This window comes from Streptomyces sp. NBC_00654 (assembly GCF_026341775.1).
GTDB lineage: Bacteria > Actinomycetota > Actinomycetes > Streptomycetales > Streptomycetaceae > Streptomyces.
The window spans coordinates 1,239,612-1,257,721 of sequence record NZ_JAPEOB010000002.1 but is presented as its reverse complement, the minus strand read 5'-3'; the positions used below and the strand labels follow the sequence as shown (position 1 = coordinate 1,257,721).

At 70.7% G+C, this 18,110-nt stretch carries 15 protein-coding genes; 10 read left to right on the top strand and 5 right to left on the bottom strand.

The features are described from left to right. Nucleotides 1-93: 93 nt before the first annotated feature. From OHA98_RS25835 to OHA98_RS25825, 3 genes are all read right to left on the bottom strand, one after another. A complete protein-coding gene (locus tag OHA98_RS25835; protein ID WP_266929124.1) occupies nucleotides 94-990 on the bottom strand; it encodes an RNA polymerase sigma-70 factor in 897 nt (298 codons plus the stop codon). A gap of 166 nt (nucleotides 991-1,156) precedes the next feature. Then, on the bottom strand, nucleotides 1,157-1,873 hold the full coding sequence (locus tag OHA98_RS25830; RefSeq protein ID WP_266929123.1) for a VOC family protein: 717 nt from the start codon (nucleotides 1,871-1,873) through the stop codon (nucleotides 1,157-1,159). 292 nt (nucleotides 1,874-2,165) lie between these two features. Further along, on the bottom strand, nucleotides 2,166-2,639 hold the full coding sequence (locus OHA98_RS25825; protein WP_266929122.1) for a carboxymuconolactone decarboxylase family protein: 474 nt from the start codon (nucleotides 2,637-2,639) through the stop codon (nucleotides 2,166-2,168). 307 nt (nucleotides 2,640-2,946) lie between these two features. Between OHA98_RS25825 and OHA98_RS25820 the strand changes: the two genes are divergently transcribed. The 5 genes from OHA98_RS25820 (at nucleotide 2,947) to OHA98_RS25800 (ending at nucleotide 9,800) form a co-directional block, all read left to right on the top strand. Then, nucleotides 2,947-3,648, top strand: coding sequence for a sigma-70 family RNA polymerase sigma factor (locus OHA98_RS25820; RefSeq protein ID WP_266929121.1), 702 nt, complete (start codon nucleotides 2,947-2,949; stop codon nucleotides 3,646-3,648). Between the two features lie 161 nt (nucleotides 3,649-3,809). Continuing rightward, nucleotides 3,810-6,569, top strand: coding sequence for a LuxR family transcriptional regulator (locus OHA98_RS25815; protein WP_266929120.1), 2,760 nt, complete (start codon nucleotides 3,810-3,812; stop codon nucleotides 6,567-6,569). Between the two features lie 776 nt (nucleotides 6,570-7,345). Continuing rightward, on the top strand, nucleotides 7,346-7,774 hold the full coding sequence (locus OHA98_RS25810; protein ID WP_266929119.1) for a hypothetical protein: 429 nt from the start codon (nucleotides 7,346-7,348) through the stop codon (nucleotides 7,772-7,774). A gap of 338 nt (nucleotides 7,775-8,112) precedes the next feature. After that, complete coding sequence (locus tag OHA98_RS25805; RefSeq protein WP_266929118.1) at nucleotides 8,113-8,487, top strand: hypothetical protein; 375 nt, start codon at nucleotides 8,113-8,115, stop codon at nucleotides 8,485-8,487. A gap of 197 nt (nucleotides 8,488-8,684) precedes the next feature. Next, the gene (locus OHA98_RS25800; RefSeq protein ID WP_266929117.1) at nucleotides 8,685-9,800 is read left to right on the top strand and encodes a hypothetical protein; all 1,116 of its coding nucleotides are present in this window, start codon (nucleotides 8,685-8,687) and stop codon (nucleotides 9,798-9,800) included. Between the two features lie 149 nt (nucleotides 9,801-9,949). On the opposite strand, the gene OHA98_RS25795 is transcribed toward OHA98_RS25800, so the two are convergent. Then, complete coding sequence (locus OHA98_RS25795; RefSeq protein WP_266929116.1) at nucleotides 9,950-11,221, bottom strand: glycoside hydrolase family 18 protein; 1,272 nt, start codon at nucleotides 11,219-11,221, stop codon at nucleotides 9,950-9,952. Nucleotides 11,222-11,613: 392 nt separating this feature from the next. Between OHA98_RS25795 and OHA98_RS25790 the strand changes: the two genes are divergently transcribed. Continuing rightward, nucleotides 11,614-12,786 carry an acyl-CoA dehydrogenase family protein gene (locus OHA98_RS25790; protein ID WP_266929115.1) on the top strand — a complete coding sequence of 391 codons (1,173 nt, stop codon included), beginning with the start codon at nucleotides 11,614-11,616 and terminating at the stop codon, nucleotides 12,784-12,786. A gap of 313 nt (nucleotides 12,787-13,099) precedes the next feature. Here OHA98_RS25790 and OHA98_RS25785 read toward each other — a convergent pair whose 3' ends face one another. Then, entirely contained in the window at nucleotides 13,100-13,498 is a 399-nt protein-coding gene (locus OHA98_RS25785) for a hypothetical protein (RefSeq protein WP_266929114.1), read from the bottom strand. 202 nt (nucleotides 13,499-13,700) lie between these two features. Between OHA98_RS25785 and OHA98_RS25780 the strand changes: the two genes are divergently transcribed. The 4 genes from OHA98_RS25780 to fxsA all read left to right on the top strand — a co-directional run bounded on the left by OHA98_RS25780 (nucleotide 13,701) and on the right by fxsA (nucleotide 17,921). Further along, on the top strand, nucleotides 13,701-14,141 hold the full coding sequence (locus OHA98_RS25780; RefSeq protein WP_018490165.1) for an Lrp/AsnC family transcriptional regulator: 441 nt from the start codon (nucleotides 13,701-13,703) through the stop codon (nucleotides 14,139-14,141). A gap of 69 nt (nucleotides 14,142-14,210) precedes the next feature. Beyond that, nucleotides 14,211-15,857, top strand: coding sequence for an amidohydrolase (locus OHA98_RS25775; RefSeq protein WP_266929113.1), 1,647 nt, complete (start codon nucleotides 14,211-14,213; stop codon nucleotides 15,855-15,857). Nucleotides 15,858-16,422: 565 nt separating this feature from the next. Continuing rightward, on the top strand, nucleotides 16,423-17,190 hold the full coding sequence (locus OHA98_RS25770) for a polyprenol monophosphomannose synthase (protein ID WP_266929112.1): 768 nt from the start codon (nucleotides 16,423-16,425) through the stop codon (nucleotides 17,188-17,190). A gap of 128 nt (nucleotides 17,191-17,318) precedes the next feature. Further along, complete coding sequence (gene fxsA / locus OHA98_RS25765) at nucleotides 17,319-17,921, top strand: FxsA family membrane protein (protein ID WP_266929111.1); 603 nt, start codon at nucleotides 17,319-17,321, stop codon at nucleotides 17,919-17,921. Nucleotides 17,922-18,110 lie beyond the last annotated feature (189 nt).

The following is an 18,110-nucleotide window of genomic DNA, read 5'->3' as shown; positions in this document are numbered from 1 at the left end:
CTCCGTCAGGCCGGTGGCCCCGGGGAACGCGGCGAGCGGTGCCGCGACCGCTCCTCACCCCGACGGCAGCGCTCGAAACGCCGGGACGGGCCTTCAGCCGTTCAAGGACGCCGCGAAGGGTGACAGCTTCGCTGGGTTCATGACCCACATGATCCGGTCGATCCCCTCCGCGGACACATCCACGGACAGCAGGGCCACGGCGTCCCCGGCAGAGGAGACGAGCACGGCCGGCCGTCCATTGGCCTCCGTCCACCGCAGCTCCGCCCGGGGCCAGAAGCGCGGCGCGAACGCCACGAGGTACTTGGCGACATGCGTACGTCCGAGGACCGGGATCCTCGAAGCGCCGCGCACCCCACCACCGTCGGAGTAGCTGACGACGTCCGCGGCGAGGACCTGTTCGAGCACCGTCAGATTCCCGGTCCGTGCGGCGTCCAGGAACACCGTGAGCAGGCGCCGGTGGTCGGCGGAGCTGACCTGCTTCCTGCGCTCGGCGGCCAGGTGCTTGCGAGCCCGGCTGACCAGCTGGCGGGTGTTGGCTTCGGTCGTCTCCAGGATGTCCGCGACCAGCCGGTAGGGGTACGCGAAGGCCTCGCGCAGGACGTAGGCGGCCCGTTCCACCGGGTTCAGCTTCTCGAGGAGCAGCAGGACGGCCAGTTCCAGGGCCTCGGCCCGCTCCGCCCCCATCTGCGGGTCCACGCTGGTGTCGACCGGCTCGGGCAGCCACGGACCCGTGTACGACTCACGTCGTACCCGGGCGGACCGGGCGACGTTGATGGCCAGACGTGTGGTGACCGTGGTCAGGAAGGCCGCCGGTTCGAGGACCTGCGCCCGGTCGGCCCCCTGCCAGCGCAGCCAGGCGTCCTGCACGATGTCCTCGGCCTCCGCCACGCTGCCGAGCATGCGGTAGGCGATGCCGAACAGCTGTGGGCGTACGGCGAGGAAGTCCTTCGTCGCCCGGTCGAGGGAGGCGTCGTCGTCGCCGGCGTGCATGGTCGCTCCGTTCCCCGCTTGCTCGTCCTCATGCTACAAACCGGCGGAGCGGGGCGTCGGTTCAGCCGCGCGAACCCGGAACGGCGAGGTCAGTCACTCACCCCACCTCAAGGCTGTCCTGTCATCCCTTGCGGGTCACCACTGATGAGCAGTCGTGGAAGCCCCGCTACCGGGGACTCCGTACGGAGAACTCGTTGCCGTCGGGGTCGAGCATCAGCAACCGGCCGCCCTCGCCGATGCCGGTGCGCGTCGCGCCGAGCGAGAGCAGACGGTCGATCTCCGTATCCCGGTCCGCGTCGGCAGGGAGCGCCAGCTCGAAGTACAGCCTGTTCGTGCCCGTCTTCGGCGCCACCGGAGGACCACCCCACGTGATCTTCGTACCGCCGTTCGGCGACTGGATCGCGGTCTCCTGGTCCTGGTCCCAGACCAGCGGCCACCGCAGTGCCTCGCTCCAGAAGTAACCGACCTCCTGCGTGCCGTCGCAGGCCAGTGCTCCGATGAAGGCGGTGTCGGTGAGGAACCTGTTGCCCGCCTCGATCACGCAGAACTCGTTGCCGTCCGGGTCGGCGAGCACCACATGCCCTTCTTCCGGGAGCTGCCCCACGTCGATGTGCTGCCCGCCGAGTTCCAGCGCCCTGGCCACCGTCTGCCGCTGATTCTCCGGTGATGTGCTCGTCAGGTCGAAGTGCGCCCGGTTCTGGCCGGTCTTCGGCTCCTGGCTCGGCAGGAACCGAACGCGGAACCCGGCGGCGTCAGGGGGCAGGATCGCGGCGTCGTCGCCCGGACCGTCGGCCAACTCCCAGCCGAGGACCCCGGACCAGAATCGTGCCAGGCCCGACGGTCGGGTCGCGTTGAAGCAGATCGCGAACAGTTGACTGGTCATACCCCGTGTGTCTCCGATTCCCTGACGGCGGCTGCGGCACCCGCCGCCCCGCGGGCGCAGCCTAGGGGCGGCCGTGCGCATCCGCATCCGGGTTTCCGTCGCGGGCGAGCGAGGCCCGCCGCGGGACGACGATCGTGCGGTCCGGTGGCATAAAGAGTGTGACACCGTGTGAAAGGGCGAGGAAGAGGCGGTCGGGGCCGGGCCGTAGCTCCGCCTCCCGCCGCAGGCCGGAGCGGGCGACGGACGACGGGCGACGGGAGCGGGCGGCACGTGTTCGGCTGCGCCGGGCGACTCAGCCGAACTGGCCGGGCTGATAGCTCCCGGCGGGCTGCTGGTTGATGACGTTGATGCGGTTGTAGGCGTTGATGACGGCGATGAGGGAGATCAGCGCGGCCAGTTGGTCCTCGTCGAAGTGCTTGGCAGCGCTCGCCCAGGCCTCGTCGGTGACGCCGCCGGCGGCGTCGGCGAGCCGGGTGCCCTGCTCCGTCAGCTCCAGCGCGGCGCGTTCGGCGTCGGTGAAGACCGTGGCCTCCCGCCAGGCGGCCACCAGATGGAGACGCTGCACGGACTCGCCCGCGTGGGCGGCGTCCTTGGTGTGCATGTCGGTGCAGAAGCCGCAGCCGTTGATCTGGCTCGCGCGGATCTTCACCAGCTCCTGTGTCGCGTGCGGCAGCGTGGAGTCCGAGACCACCTTGCCGGCCGAATTGATGTGCTTCAGGACCTTGGCCCCCAGCGCATTGCCGAAGTAGTTGAGACGCGCATCCATGGTGTGCTCCTCGCCGTAGTGCGGATTCGCACTGTTGACCTGGCTGACCCGTGAACTGTGACAGGACAGGTGATGTGACCTGCGGCACATTTGATGCGTGTCCGCCCCGCCTCAGGGCGTATGCCCCTTCCTCCGCACCCGGGGGCCCGGCTGACGGAGCCGTGCCGCCGCCCGGGGGTACACCCGGGTTTCCACGGGCGCGCCCGGCACCCGCTCCGGACGACGGTGGCTGGGTCACCGAGCCGGGCCTCGGCGCACGATGAACCGGTCCCGGCGGTCCGGACCACCGGGAGTGGGGAAGATCGTCATGCACTTGTCCAGCATCGATGTCGTGCCGGAGCCAGGCACGTCGAGCGTGGGTACGACCGGGAACGCGACGACGGCCACCGTGCGCCCCGGGCCCGAGACGGCGGTGCACTTCGAGAGCGTCCGTTCCCTGCTGTTCGGGATTGCCTACCGGACGCTGGGCCGTGCCGCCGACGCCGAGGACGTCGTTCAGGACGTGTGGGTCCGCTGGCAGGGCGCGGACCGGGCACGGGTGCGGGACCGGGTCGCGTTCCTCGTGACCATCACGATCCGGGTCGCGCTCAACGCGGCCACCTCGGCCCGCGCCCGCCGCGAGATCAGTGTCGGCGGCTGGGGTCCGGAACGCGGGCCGGTCTACGTCGATCCGGTGGGGGAGGCCGAACGCGGGGAGTCGCTCGCGTTCGCGGTCCGGCTGATGATGGAACGGCTGTCCCCCGTCGAACGTGCCGTGTACGTCCTGCGCGAGGCATTCGAGTATCCGTTCCGTGAGATCGCCGACATGCTCGGGCTCAGCGAGGCCAACGCGCGGCAACTGGCGGTCAGGGCCCGCAGGCATCTCGCCGAACCCCGGCACAACCCGGTCGGTTCGGCGGAGCGGGACGGGCTGCTCGAAGCCTTCCTCGACGCGGCGCGATCCGGCGACATGGCGCACCTCCTCGACCTGCTCCAGGAGCTCGGTCCCCCTGCTCCGCCACCTCGGTGATCCCCCGGGGCAACCATGCGGCGAGGGGCAGTTGACGAGGCGCCGGCCGGCCTGGAGCGGTGGCCGCACCGGCTGATTGCCCGGGTCGCGCGCACTGGTGCATGATGTGAACGACCCGGGTTGATCAGGGTCTGGCCCTCTGACCTGCGCGGTGGTGGTGGATGTCGAGCAGCGCTCCTCGGCGCGGGCTGCGTGGTCGGCGTAGCGAGTGCGGGGCGCTGGATCAGGTGGTCGCCGACGCCGGGGCGGGCCGGAGCCAGGTGCTGGTGCTGCGCGGCGAGCCGGGGGTCGGCAAGTCCGCGTTGATGGAGTACCTGGTGGGGAGCGCGGCGGGATTCCGGATCCTGCGGGCCACCGGCGTCGAGTCCGAGATGGAGCTGGCGTTCGCCGGGTTGCACCAGCTGTGCATGCCGATGATGGGGCACCTCGACCGCCTTCCCGGCCCGCAGCGCGATGCTCTGTCCATCGCGTTCGGTCTGAGTGCGGGAAGCGCGCCGGACCGTTTCCTGGTCGGGCTGGCGGTGCTCAGCCTGCTGGCCGAGGAGGCGGAGGAGCGGCCGCTCGTCTGCGTGGTGGACGACGCCCAGTGGCTCGATCTGGTCTCCGCGCAGACACTGGCCTTCGTCGCGCGTCGGCTGCTCGCGGAGCGGTTGGCGTTGGTGTTCGCGGTGCGTGCGTCGACACCTGCCCCGGGTGACGACCCCTTGGCGGCGCTGAGGGAGCTGGTGGTCCGGGGCCTGCGCGACGACGACGCGCGGGCGCTTCTCGACTCGGTGGTCCCCGGGCGGCTGGACGAGCGCGTCCGGGACCGGATCGTCGCCGAGACGCGCGGCAACCCGCTGGCGCTGCTGGAGTTGACACGTGGGTTGACCGCGGCGGAGCTGGCCGGCGGGTTCGGGCGCCCCGACGCGCGGCCGCTGGCGAGTCAGATCGAGCAGCGCTTCCTGCGGCGCATCGGCTCGCTCCCGGACGCGGCGCGACGGCTGCTGCTGGCGGCTGCCGCCGAGCCGGTGGGGGACGTGCCGTTGTTGAGGCGGGTGGCCGAGCGGCTCGACATCGGGGCGGACGCCGCAGGGGCGGCCGAGGCGGCGGGGCTGATCGAGTTCGGTGCGCGGGTGCGGTTCCGCCACCCTCTGGTGCGCTCGGCGGCGTATCGCGCGGCCGACCCCGGAGAACGCCGGGACGTGCATCGTGCGCTGGCCGAGGCGACCGCTCCCGAGTTCGACTCCGACCGCCGGGCCTGGCATCGGGCCCACGCGGCGGCCGAACCCGACGAGGCCGTGGCGGGCGAGCTGGAGCGGTCAGCCGGCCGGGCCCAGGCCCGCGGCGGTATCGCGGCGGCGGCCGCGTTCCTGAGAAGGGCGACCGAACTGACGCCGGATCCGGCCAGACGCGGAACGAGGGCGGCGGCCGCCGCGCAGGCCACCTTCGAGGCAGGGGCCCCCGACGCGGCACTCGAACTTCTCGCCGCCGCGGAGATGAGCCCGTTGGGCGAGGTCCAGCACACACGGCTGGCCCGGCTGCGCGCCCAGATCGTCTTCGCGCGCAGGCGCGGCGGTGAGGCCCTGCCCTTGCTGCTCGACGCGGCCGGCCGGCTGGAACGGATCGACGATGGACAGGCCCGTGAGGCCTACCTCGAAGCGGTCGGAGCAGCGGTCTTCGCCGGCCGCCTCAATGGAGGCATCGGAGTGCGGGAGGTGGCCGAGGCCGCCCGCGCCGCACCGCGCGGAGCACAGCCCCCGCGGCCGTCGGACGTACTTCTCGACGGCCTGACGACGCGGTTCGCCGACGGCTACGTCCCTGGCGCGTCGCCACTGAAGCCCGCGCTGCGGGCGTTCCGGCGGGCCGCCGGACGCGACGAGGACGACGCCATGCGCTGGCTCTGGCTGACGTGGCTGGTCGCCGGCGACATGTGGGACGACGAGGCCTGGCATGAACTCACCACGCATGCGGTCCGGGCGGCTCGCGCGACCGGCGCGCTCAACTTCCTTCCCCTGGCCCTCGCCTACCGGGCCGCCGTCCATGTGCACGCCGGAGAGTTCGACCTGGCCTCGGCGCTGATCAACGAGTCCGACAACATCACGGAGGTGACCGGCAATTCGCCCCTCGGCTACCCCTCGCTGCTGCTCGTGGCCTGGCGTGGTGAGGCCCGGGCGGCGGAGCTGATCCAGGCCGGCGCCCGGGACGCGGCCGCCTGGGGGGAAGGGCGGGCGATCGGCCTGGCCCACTACCTGCTCGCGGTGCTGTACAACGGGCTCGGCCGGTATCGGGAGGCCCTGGCCAGCGCCGGACGGGCGGGGGAGTACGAGGATCTGGCGGTCGTCGGGTTCTCCCTCGTCGAACTCGTCGAGGCGGGCGCTCGCGGTGATGCCCTCGACGCTGCCGAGGAAGCCCTGCGCCGGCTCGCGGAACGGGCGGAGGCCAGCGGTACGGACTGGGCCCTGGGCGTTCTGGCCCGGTCGAGGGCGCTGCTCGGCGGCGGCCGGACCGCCGACCTGCTCTACCGCGAGGCCATCGAGCGCCTTGAACGCAGCCGGGTCGCCGTCGACCTCGCTCGCACCCATCTGCTGTACGGCGAGTGGCTTCGTCGCGAGAACAGGCGCCTCGACGCGCGCGAGCACCTGCGCACCGCCTACGAAATGCTGCACGGTTTCGGAGCACGAGCCTTCGCCGAGCGCGCCCGCCGCGAACTCCTGGCCACCGGCGAGTCGGTACGGCAACGGGCGGCCGACATACGCGAGGCGCTGACCACGCAGGAAGCCCAGATCGCCCGACTGGCCGCCGAGGGAAGGACGAACTCCGAGATAGGTGCCGAGCTGTTCATCAGTCCGCGCACGGTGGAATGGCACCTGCACAAGGTGTTCACCAAGCTTGAGGTCAACTCGCGCAACAAGCTCCGCGGAGCGCTGGCCCGCGCCTGACGGCCGGGAGTTCATCCGACGAGCTCGCTTGCGGCGGACACCTGGCCCCGCCCCAGGACGTCTTCCCCTTCACACGGCATCTTTCACCTCTCCTGGGCTCGATCCGGGAGTCGTGCGAGTCCCGGGCGGTGCGACGAACGGGAGCGTGTACGGCACAGCCCCGTACCCGGATTGACCGAGCAGCCGGGGAAGTTGTGACAGGGCGGTCGGAACGGCGTTCGTCCACCACCGATGAGCAGCCGCGCGCCCATGGCACACGGTGTTTTCGCAATGAGCGGACCGGAACTCAGGTGGAAGGCGGACCCGTGGTCCGCAGGACGACGGGTCCGGCGTGGCGCAGGAGCCGCACGGAAATCTGTCTCGGACGTCTCCGAAGTCCCCAGGTAGACACTGAAGTTCACTCACGGGAGAGGCGGGCGCCAGGCTCCGGGGCGGCCGCTCCACCGGGGCGGGCGGGATTGCCTCGGAGCGCCCGCCCAGCCACTGTTGACGCTGGCGCCGCCCCGCATCCGTATGTATGGTGTGACAACGTGTCACAGTGAAGGTTCGTCAGTGACGGCGTGAGGTGTGCCGTTGACAAGGCCGGCCGCGCTGCGGGCGGAGGTGAGCGGTGGGGGTGTGGGATCGAGACTTCCCGTTTCATGAGATTCGCTCGCGGCATGCGCGATTTGCCGCGACCCACTCGGCAGGCACTTCCCTCCTCTCGTCCGGTTCTCCCCAGTGGCACTGCGCACGCGTTCTCGAATGTCACCCATCACGCAAGGAGAAAAGCGTCCATGAAAAAGATCGCTTCAGCTGTGGCTGCCGTGTGCCTGACCGCGACGGTCGGCATAGCGGCTCCGCTCCTGTTCGCGGCGCCCGCCTCGGCGGCGCCCGAGTCGGAGAATGCCCAGAGCGGCACGGCTGCCTGTTCGCACGTCTGGCTCTACTCGCAGCAGAACTACGGCGGAACCCAGTTCTTCCACGACTGCAACCAGAAGGAGATCCAGGGGTACCCGACGGCCATCAACTCCCTCATCTACAACGGTGGGGGGAAGCTCTGCGGACTGGGTCTGCAGAGATCGCAGAAGTACGCCTTCATGAACGGTTCCTACAGCTACATCGGGGCGCCTTTCACGGACAGCAACCCGATGAGGGCGAGCGCCTGGAGCGGCATCCGGATCGGAGTCGATCCGACGGGGACCCCGCTCTTCCTGGAGTGCTGAAGGCTGTCCCGCGTCTAGGGCGTGTGTCGAAAGTCCCGCCCTGGCTCGCGACGCCCGGCACGCACGCTCGCCGCGTTGTCGGGGTGTCCTTGTACGTCCAGTACGAGGACACTCCTCCGCCTTGCGATCGCACGCACCGGACGCCGTGAGCCCCGCCCTTCGGGCGGACGGCGCTACTTTCGACACACGCCCTAGAGCCGGCGAAAACCTCGCACGGCTCGCCCCGGAGTTTGACATCTGTACGGCCTCTTCGCTGCCGGCGGACAGGGTCGCGAGACCCCGTCCGCCGGGGTGAATCGTCCGCGCAGGATCTTCCGTCGTACATGGAGAGGAACCTCATGAAGCGTCTGCTGTCCGCTGTCGCCCTCACCCTTCTTCCGTTGTCCGGTCTGGCTGTCACGGGCGTGACGGCGGTGCCGGCCCACGCCGAGGAATCCGCGGCAGCCGCGGACTACGCATATCTCTACGCGCAGCAGAACTACGGTGGAGAGCAATGGGAGAAGTGGACGAAGTACAACAGCATCCTGAGCACCGGTACACCGGTCAACTCCGTGATCAACCACACCGGAAAGGACCTGTGCGGCTTCAATGACCGCAACCATGGCATCAACTACAGGTTCTGGAAGGGCGGTGCCTGGTCCTACGTCGGAAGCCCGTTCAGCGGTTCGAGCCCCCTCATGTGGGTGAACTGGGCCGATGTGAACGGTTGCTGAGGCAAGCGCGGCCGACGTAGCAGGGGCCGCGGACTTCGCTACGTCTCCGAAGGTGTTGTGAAAGGCCACCTGGTTGCCTCGTGTTTCTGCTTGAGGGACGGCAACCAGGTGGCTCCGCACGGTTCGCGGGAGCGCCGGTAGGAACTCTTGCGAAGGAAACGCAGGATGGCATTTCTGCATCCGTCATCCACATCAGTATGGTGGTTCTCTTGATTCGCGAACATCGAAATGCCTTGTCCGATGGCACATCAAGGAAGCCCGTATGGGGTTCCAGGCGACGTGTGGTCGCGCTTTCTGTCACGTTGGCGCTGGGACTTTCTGTCGCCATGATTTCCGCCATGACGGTAAACGGATCCTCCGGAAGACCGGTGTCGGGGGATCTGATGAAAGAAACTCTGCGATCCCTGCTTCCGGCAGGAAAGGTTTCCCATGCATCCGGATCGGGTCTTTCGGAGTCACTCGCACCGTCCGCCGGCGTGGTTTTCGATGACGGACGCGACAGATCGATCGTCGAAGTGACGGTGTCACGCCTGCCTCGTTCCGCCCGGCGCCTCGCGTCCGAATGCCCCCTGCGCTCGTACAGCCCGTATGACCATTGCGTGAAGAAGACTGTCGGTGGTCAGCGCACGCTGGTCGTCAACCAGGGCTACGCGGACCCGTTCGAGCCCAAGGGGGCGAAGCAATGGTCCGCGCGGCTGCTGTCCCGGGACGGGGTGCTGGTGTCCGTCGTGCAGAGTGACGCATCAGCCGGAACGGCGGGCTCAGTTCGCCCCGCACTGCCCTTGACGGCCGAGCAGCTCTCAGGAATCGCCACATCCAAGGACTGGGAACCCGTCATGGCGGCCGTGCCGCAGGCGCCGTCTCCTCCCGAGCCGCCCAGCACCGGAAAGATGACCAAGCGGGAAATCCTGCGCAATCTGGAGAAGCTGATTCCGGGGAACCTCCACGTCTCACATCAGGAGGGAAGTCGCACGGGTTATGCCGACGTCACGGTCGATGACGGACGAGGAGAGTCCTTGCTGGCCGTGAGCGTCCAGCAGTGGAAACCCGGACGCCAGGAACTCGTGCCCCTGTTCAGCAAGGGGAAGAGCCTTCCGGGCGGTGGGAAGATCGTGACCCGCAGGGCACCCCTGCAGGGCCATCCCGACATCGTGCAGTGGGATGTGGACGTCCTCTACGACGACGGACGCAGGGTGCTGGTCTCGGAGCTGAACAGTTCCTCCTTCGGGACTCCGGTCACACGCGAGGCCCCTGTCTTCTCCATGGAGCAGATCAAGTCGATCGCTCTCGCGAGGGTGTGGCGAGGAAACTGACGCGCTTTTGCCCGATGCCGGCCGGTCGACCGCGGGCCGGACGACCGCCGCCGGCGCCCGGCATCCACACCCGGCCCGAGGTGACCCCGGCACGGCGAAGGGGCGGGGGCCCGTTCGGCTCCCCGCCCCCCACACACGGTCCGTGGCTGTCAGCTGATCGCCTTGATCAGCTCACCGTCGGTGGTGTCACCGCTCAGTTCCCAGAAGAAGGTGCCGCCCAGGCCCTGCTGGTTCTTGTAGTCCATCTTCGAGGCGATGGTCGCCGGGGTGTCGTAGCTCCACCAGTTGGTTCCGCAGTGGGCGTACGCGGTTCCGGCGACGGTGCCCGTCGCCGGGCAGCTGCTCTTGAGGACCTTGTAGTCCTCGATGCCCGCCTCGTACTTGCCCGCTGCCGCACCCGTGGCCGTACCGCCCGGCTCGGACTGGGTGACCCCGGTCCAGCCGCGGCCGTAGAAGCCGATCCCGAGCAGCAGCTTCTCGGACGGGATGCCGAGACCCTTGAGCTTGGAGATCGCGGCGTCGGTGTTGAAGCCCTCCTGCGGAATGCCGGTGTAGGAGGTCAGCGGGGAGTGCGGAGCCGTCGGGCCCTTGGCTTCCCAGGCGCCGAAGAAGTCGTACGTCATCGGGTTGTACCAGTCGAGGTACTTCGCCGCTCCCGCGTAGTCCACCGCGTCGATCTTGCCGCCGTCCGAGCCGTCGGCGGTGATCGCGGAGGTGACCAGGTTGCCGGTGCCGAACTTGGCGCGCAGCGCGGACAGCAGGTTGCCGTAGGCGTCACGGCCACTGGTGTCGCAGGTCAGGCCGCAGGCGTTGGGATACTCCCAGTCGATGTCGATGCCGTCGAAGACATCGGCCCAGCGGGGGTCCTCGACCAGGTTGTAGCAGGACTCGGCGAACGCGGCCGGGTTCTTCGCCGCGTCACCGAAGCCGCCCGACCAGGTCCAGCCGCCGAACGACCAGAGGATCTTGAGGTCGGGGTGGAGCTTCTTCAGCTTGCGCAGCTGGTTGAAGTTGCCGCGCAGCTCCTGGTCCCAGGTGTCGGCGACACCGTCGACGGACTGGTCCGCGGTGTAGGCCTTCTCGTAGTCGGCGTAGGAGTCGCCGATCGCGCACCTGCCGCCGGTGACATTGCCGAAGGCGTAGTTGATGTGCGTGAGCTTGTCCGCGGAACCGGACGTCTCGATGTTCTTGACGTGGTAATTCCGGTCGTAGACACCCCAGTTGGTGAAGTAGCCGACCACCTTGCCGCCGGCTGCCGTGGGGGCGGCCTCGGCGGCCGGGGCCGCCTGCTGCTGGGGGGCGGGGGCCGCGCCGGCCGATGACGTACCCGCGACGCCGAGAAGTGTGGCGCCGAGAGCGGCCGTACAGGCGGCTGCGGCGAGCGCCCGGAAGCGGGCGCGGGGACGGTGCAGTCTGAACATCGTGGCTCCTCGTGGGGGAGGGCTTGAGCGTGGGGGGTGCGGGGTCGGACTCCGCGCAGCCGGTGCCGGTGCGCGGCCGATCATGGTGAGACTTGGCATGAACGCGGTAAGGCGTTCGGTGGAACCGTAGAAGGACTAGACCAGTTGGGTCAATGGTTCGGACCAATTTCCATGACCGTCGGGCCCGTCGCGCACCCCGTGACGGAAGCGCTCCGATCGGGCATACTCAACGCGCCACAGCCGCTGGCCAGCGCCTCTCGTGATCCGAGAGGGCAGGATCGGTTGGGCAGTATGACTATTCCCGGGTGTGGCCCGGGAGATCACCCGGCGCCGCCGCCCACACCCCTGCGCGCGCGACCGTCGCAACGCCCGACAGGGAGGAGAGCGCCGTCATGACCGACCGTGCCCCGCAGCTGGTGGAACGCCACCTGCCCACCGAGGAGTCCCGGCAGCTCGTCGCGCTCGTCCGCGACATCGTGTCGAAGGAGATCGCTCCCCGGACCGCCGAGGAGGAGGAAGCGGGCACGTTCCCGCGCGAGGTATTCACCCTCCTCTCCGGATCCGGCCTGCTCGGACTGCCCTACGACTCCGCGTACGGTGGCGGCGACCAGCCCTACGAGGTCTATCTCCAGGTGCTGGAGGAACTGGCCGCTGCCCGGCTCACCGTGGGCCTCGGTGTCAGCGTCCACTCGCTGGCCTGCCACGCGCTCGCCGGATACGGCACGGAGGAGCAGCGGACCGCGCACCTTCCGGCGATGCTCTCGGGCGGCCTGCTGGGCGCCTACTGCCTCTCCGAGCCCTCCTCGGGATCCGACGCCGCCTCGCTGCGTACGAAGGCGGTACGGGACGGTGACGACTGGGTCATCACCGGCACCAAGGCCTGGATCACCCACGGCGGAATCGCCGACTTCTACACGGTGCTGGCCCGCACCGGCGTCGAGGGGCCGCGCGGCATCACCGCCTTCCTCGTCCCGGGCGACGCCGAGGGCCTGAACGCGGCCGTCCCGGAGAAGAAGATGGGCATGAAGGGCTCGCCCACCGCCCAGCTCAACTTCGACGGCGTACGCATCGGTGACGACCGCCGCATCGGCGAGGAGGGGCAGGGCTTCGCCATCGCGCTGTCCGCGCTCGACTCCGGGCGTCTGGGCATCGCGGCCTGCGCCATCGGTGTCGCCCAGGCGGCGCTGGACGAGGCCGTCGGATACGCCACCGGGCGGCGTCAGTTCGGCCGCCCCATCGCGGACTTCCAGGGGCTGCGTTTCATGCTCGCCGACATGGCGACCCAGATCGAGGCGGGGCGCGCCCTGTATCTGGAGGCGGCGCGGCGGCGCGACGCGGGGGAGTCGTTCTCGCGGCAGGCGGCCATGGCCAAACTGTTCTGTACGGACACGGCCATGCGGGTGACCGTGGATGCCGTCCAGGTGCTCGGCGGCTACGGCTACACCCTGGACTTCCCCGTCGAGCGGCTGATGCGCGAGGCCAAGGTGCTCCAGATCGTCGAAGGCACCAACCAGATCCAGCGCATGGTCATCGCCCGCCACCTCGCGGGTCCCGAGACGCGCTGACCCGGAAGCCCGGGTCGGACCGTGCGGGCGTCGCCATGATCCGGTTCCACTCCTGGTCGTGGCGGCCCGGCAGGGTCCGGCCGGCGCTCTCCCCCGGCGAAGCGGGGCCCGGTGGACAGGTGGTTCGCCGACGGGCGCTCCGCGGTACGTGCCGTGTGGGCGGCCCGCTCGACGTCGTGGAGCGTCGACTGCGGGCACCACGCCGGACGGTCCGTCGTGGTGCGGCGCGAGAAAGGGGTGCGCCCCGCAGAGGAAGCGCTGCCCGGAGAAAAGGCGCGACGCGCGGGGCGAGGCGCGGCGCGCGGGCGGGACGTCAGGCGGCGTGACGCCGCATCTGCGGCACCTGCAGCGGTCGCGAGCCGGGGCCACCGGCGTGCGAGAAGGGCTGCATCCGCCAGTCGAGTCCCTGAGGGAGCGTCAACAGCAGGGCCGTCTCCTGCTCCTGGGCCTCCAGCGACTCGTCGGCCGGCCGGGACTCCGAGGCGCCGCGTCCGGTACCGGCGCACACCGTGAGGACGAACGGGTTCCACGGGGTCGGGCACAGCGCGTGCTCCGGGAGGGTGTCCTCATCGGCCAGGAGCGCGATCGGCTGCGCGCAGTCCGGGCAGATCACCCGGTACATCTCGAATGTGTCGTACGCGTCGGGCGCGCCGTCCTCGTCGGGATCGACGGGCTCCGGTTCGGTACGTCCGGTGAGCTTCAGGCTCTGCATGGAAATTCCCCCCTCGGGTGGGCCGACAAGGCGCCACGGCCTCGACCACAGCAAGCACTTCCCGTCGCGCGCGGGCCGTAATCGCGAGCCCGTCGGCTACCCACCCGTAAACCTGTGGTATTCGTCACATGCCGCCCGCAGGTGCCCCTCCTGAGCGCCCATGGGTGTGCCGGGAGGTACCTGGGGCAATAGGTTGATCCGCATGGAGGAGCTGGACCGTCAGATTGTGGAGTTGCTCGTCAAGGACGGGCGGATGAGCTACACCGACCTGGGCAAGGCCACGGGCCTGTCCACCTCGGCCGTTCATCAGCGCGTCCGCCGGCTGGAGCAGCGCGGGGTGATCCGCGGTTACGCCGCGGTCGTCGACCCCGAAGCCGTCGGACTGCCCCTCACCGCGTTCATCTCGGTGAAACCGTTCGACCCGAGCGCACCGGACGACATCGCGGAGCGGCTCGCCGGGGTGCCCGAGCTGGAGGCCTGCCACAGCGTGGCCGGGGACGAGAACTACATCCTCAAGGTGCGGGTGGCCACGCCGCTGGAGCTGGAGCACCTGCTCACCCGGATCCGTTCGCTGGCCGGGGTGTCCACCCGGACGACCGTCGTCCTCTCCACCCCGTACGAGGCGCGCCCGCCGCGCGTCTGAGGCGCCGGGGGAGCTCCCGGCGAGGGGGCCGCGGCGCGAGCGGCTCCCGGCAGGCGCGAGACTGGTCCCATGACCGACAGCACCGCCCCCCAGAGCGCCCCCGAACACCGCACCGTGCTGCTGCGCGGTGGAGACGTCCACAGCCCCGCCGATCCGTTCGCCACCGCGATGGTCATCGAGCGCGGGCATGTCGCCTGGGTGGGATCCGAAGGAGCCGCCGACGCCTTCGCGAGCGGCGTCGACGACGTGGTCGACCTCGAAGGGGCCCTGGTCACACCGGCCTTCACGGACGCCCATGTGCACACCACGGCCACCGGGCTGGCCCTGACCGGGCTGGACCTCTCCGGTGCCCGCACGCTCGCCGACGCCCTCGATCTCGTACGCGCGTTCGCGAACAGTCACCCCGCCGAACGGGTCCTGCTCGGACACGGCTGGGACGCCGCGCGCTGGCCCGAGCGGCGCCACCCCTCGCGGGCCGAACTGGACGCCGCCGCCGGTGGGCGGGCCCTCTATCTGCCCCGGATCGATGTGCACTCCGCGGTTGTCACGACGGCGCTGCTGGACCTCGTCCCGGGTGTCGCGGCGATGACCGGCTACCACCCCGACGCCCCGCTGACCGGCGCCGCCCACCACGCCGTACGGTCCGCCGCGCACGGCGCCCTCTCGCGGCGCCAGCGCGCGGACGCCCAGCGGGCCGCACTGCGCCACGCCGCCTCGCTCGGCATCGGCACCGTCCATGAGTGCGCCGGGCCCGACATCTCCGACGAGGAGGACCTCACCGGACTGCTGGCGCTCGCCGCCGAGCGGCCCGGACCGCGGGTCTTCGGACTCTGGGCGGAGCAGGTCACCGACGAGAAGAGCGCACGCCGCGTCCGTGAGCTCGGCGCGATCGGCGCGGCCGGGGACCTCTTCGTCGACGGTTCCCTCGGCTCGCACACCGCCTGCCTGCACGAGCCCTACGCGGACGCCCCGCACACGGGTACCGCCCACCTGGACGCCGCGCGGATCGCCGCGCACGTGACCGCCTGCACCGAGGCAGGGCTCCAGGCCGGCTTCCACGCCATCGGCGACGCGGCGGTCTCCGCCGTCGTCGAAGGGGTCCGGGCCGCCGCCGAGACCCTCGGGCTCGCCCGGATCCGGGCCGCCCGCCACCGTGTCGAGCACGCCGAGATGCTGACCCCCGAAACCGTCGCCGCCTTCGCCGAACTGGGCCTCACCGCCTCCGTCCAGCCCGCCTTCGACGCGGCCTGGGGAGGCGCGGAGGGCATGTACGCCCAGCGTCTGGGCGCCGAGCGGGCCGGGACGCTCAACCCCTACGCGGCCCTGCTGCGCGCCGGGGTGCCGCTCGCCTTCGGCTCGGACAGCCCGGTCACCCCGCTGGATCCCTGGGGGACGGTGCGGGCCGCCGCCTTCCACCGCACGCCGGAGCACCGGATCTCCGTGCGCGCCGGCTTCACGGCCCACACCCGTGGGGGCTGGCGGGCCATCGGCCGCGACGACGCCGGGCTCCTGGTGCCCGGGGCCCCGGCCGACTACGCGATCTGGCGTACCGATGACCTGCTGGTCCAGGCCCCCGACGACCGGGTCGCCCGCTGGTCCACCGACCCCCGGTCCGGCACGCCCGGCCTGCCCGATCTCACGCCCGGGGCCGAACTCCCGGTCTGTCTGCGCACCGTGGTGTTCGGACAAACTGTCTACGTACGGCCGAACGAGTGACGTGTGACTATTTCGTACCGCCGATCGAAGGGCGTACGCCCGCTGCCGCGACCTGCGGATCTTCGGCACTGACCAGGCAATTTGGGCAAAAGCCGCAGGTCGAGCGAGTGTTGACAGAACGCGCCCAGGGGCCGGTAGGTTCGGCCGGGTCCACCACAGGACGTCCGACCGGTCAAACCTCCACGCAGTCGTCGAACGCCGCTGGGTCATGGGGCGGTGTGCCGCACCGGCGCACCACCACTGACAGCCAGGTTCAGCGTCCGCGCCTCGGGGGCGAGGGAAGGTTCGAACCGGACGGAGGGTGCGACCCGGGTGGGGCCCGGACGTTCAGTAGACAACGGCTTTCGGTCGACCCGCAGCCAGCGGGTCCCAGGTCGGCCCGAAGGGCGCCGGGCCCCGATCCGCAGCACCCGCCACGGCTCCGCCGGCTGCTCCGTCCGTGGGTTCTGTCCCCAGTTCCACGGGTCTGCCCCGACCTGCGGGGGCGGCTGCGCCACCGCGTCGGAATCCGACGGCGATGCGCTCGATATGGTGTGCGTCTGCGTACGGACTTTAAGGGGCAGCAGTGAACGACGGCGGTCAGAGGCAGTACGGCCCGCTCGGCAAGGTTTTGGTGATCATCCCGACCTACAACGAGGTCGAGAACATCAAACCGATCGTCGACCGCGTGCGCGCCGCCGTGCCGGAGGCCGACATCCTGGTCGCCGACGACAACAGCCCCGACGGCACCGGAAAGGCCGCCGACGAGATCGCGGCCGGGGACGACAAGGTCCACGTCCTGCACCGCAAGGGCAAGGAAGGGCTCGGCGCGGCCTACCTGGCGGGCTTCGGCTGGGGCTCCGAGCACGGATACGGCGTGCTGGTCGAGATGGACGCCGACGGCTCCCACCAGCCCGAGGAGCTGCCCCGGCTGCTCACCGCGCTCAAGGGGGCGGACCTGGTCCTCGGCTCCCGCTGGGTTCCGGGCGGCCGCGTGGTGAACTGGCCCAAGAGCCGCGAAATGATCTCCCGCGGCGGCAGCCTCTACTCCCGACTCGCCCTCGGACTCTCGGTCCGGGACGTCACCGGCGGCTACCGGGCCTTCCGCACCGAGACCCTCAAGGGCCTCGGGCTCGGCGAGGTCGCCTCGCAGGGCTACTGCTTCCAGGTGGACCTCGCCCGCCGCGCCGTCGAAGCCGGCTATCACGTCGTCGAGGTGCCGATCACCTTCGTGGACCGCGAGGTGGGCGACTCGAAGATGAGCCGTGACATTCTCGTCGAGGCGCTCTGGCGGGTCACCGGCTGGGGCATCACCACCCGGACGAACAAGGTCCTGGGCCGCAAGTCCTCCTGAGGACCGCCCCCGCGGCTCGCCCGAGGTCACGCGTCGCCCCCGCGGCCGCCCCGTCCCGACCGCCGTCCCCCCGGCCCCATGATCACCCTCTTACGCCGTCCGCACGCCCGTACAGGCACACTGGAAGCATGACGACCGGCACACCGCCCCCGACCCGTCCGAAGCGTTCGCGCGCCCGTACCTTCCTGCCGCTCGGCATCGCCGCCTGGCTGGTGCTGGAGATCTGGCTGCTGACCGTGGTGGCCGACGCGGCGGGCGGGCTCACCGTCCTGCTGCTCCTGGTCGCCGGTGCCTTCCTCGGGGCCGTGGTCATCAAGCGGGCCGGCCGCCGGGCCTTCCGCAATCTCACCGAGACTCTCCAGCAGATGCCGGGGCAGCCGGGCGCCCCGGCCGCCGCGCCCGCGGCTCCTCCGGGCACCAAGGGCAACGGCTTCCTGATGCTGGGCGGCCTGCTCCTGATGATCCCCGGCATGATCTCGGACGTGGCCGGGCTGCTCCTCCTGGTGCCGCCGGTCCGCACGATGCTCGGCCGGTACGCGGAGCGGTCCCTGGAACGCCGGATGCGGGCCGCCTCGCCCGGCAGCCTCTCGGACGCCTTCCAGCAGGCCCGTATGCACCGGCCGGACGGAAAGGTCGTTCAGGGAGAGGTCATCCGGGAGGACGGCACTCAGGCGCCCTCGGGGCCCGACGGCGACGTCTCCCGGGGCCCGCGCCCGCCCCTGACGCCGTAGCGCGTTCCCCGGGGGTGTCACCGCGACAGTCCCACGGTCCGCCCCGGGCCTCAGGCACGGCCCCCGGGGCGGTTGCCCCGCCCCGAAAGGTACGGCCCCGGCGCGGGGCAACCGCCCCGAAGCCGAAGCCGAAGCGGGCGCGCAGCGCGAAACCGAAGCGGGCGCGCAGCGCGAAACCGAAGCAGGCGC

What these genes read in the sequence shown, in the direction of transcription:
- OHA98_RS25835 (WP_266929124.1), bottom strand. Translation starts at nt 990, where the DNA reads ATGCACGCCGGCGACGACGACGCCTCCCTCGACCGGGCGACGAAGGAC.
- OHA98_RS25830 (WP_266929123.1), bottom strand. Translation starts at nt 1,873, where the DNA reads ATGACCAGTCAACTGTTCGCGATCTGCTTCAACGCGACCCGACCGTCG.
- OHA98_RS25825 (WP_266929122.1), bottom strand. Translation starts at nt 2,639, where the DNA reads ATGGATGCGCGTCTCAACTACTTCGGCAATGCGCTGGGGGCCAAGGTC.
- OHA98_RS25820 (WP_266929121.1), top strand. Translation starts at nt 2,947, where the DNA reads ATGCACTTGTCCAGCATCGATGTCGTGCCGGAGCCAGGCACGTCGAGC.
- OHA98_RS25815 (WP_266929120.1), top strand. Translation starts at nt 3,810, where the DNA reads ATGTCGAGCAGCGCTCCTCGGCGCGGGCTGCGTGGTCGGCGTAGCGAG.
- OHA98_RS25810 (WP_266929119.1), top strand. Translation starts at nt 7,346, where the DNA reads ATGAAAAAGATCGCTTCAGCTGTGGCTGCCGTGTGCCTGACCGCGACG.
- OHA98_RS25805 (WP_266929118.1), top strand. Translation starts at nt 8,113, where the DNA reads ATGAAGCGTCTGCTGTCCGCTGTCGCCCTCACCCTTCTTCCGTTGTCC.
- OHA98_RS25800 (WP_266929117.1), top strand. Translation starts at nt 8,685, where the DNA reads ATGGTGGTTCTCTTGATTCGCGAACATCGAAATGCCTTGTCCGATGGC.
- OHA98_RS25795 (WP_266929116.1), bottom strand. Translation starts at nt 11,221, where the DNA reads ATGTTCAGACTGCACCGTCCCCGCGCCCGCTTCCGGGCGCTCGCCGCA.
- OHA98_RS25790 (WP_266929115.1), top strand. Translation starts at nt 11,614, where the DNA reads ATGACCGACCGTGCCCCGCAGCTGGTGGAACGCCACCTGCCCACCGAG.
- OHA98_RS25785 (WP_266929114.1), bottom strand. Translation starts at nt 13,498, where the DNA reads ATGCAGAGCCTGAAGCTCACCGGACGTACCGAACCGGAGCCCGTCGAT.
- OHA98_RS25780 (WP_018490165.1), top strand. Translation starts at nt 13,701, where the DNA reads ATGGAGGAGCTGGACCGTCAGATTGTGGAGTTGCTCGTCAAGGACGGG.
- OHA98_RS25775 (WP_266929113.1), top strand. Translation starts at nt 14,211, where the DNA reads ATGACCGACAGCACCGCCCCCCAGAGCGCCCCCGAACACCGCACCGTG.
- fxsA (WP_266929111.1), top strand. Translation starts at nt 17,319, where the DNA reads ATGACGACCGGCACACCGCCCCCGACCCGTCCGAAGCGTTCGCGCGCC.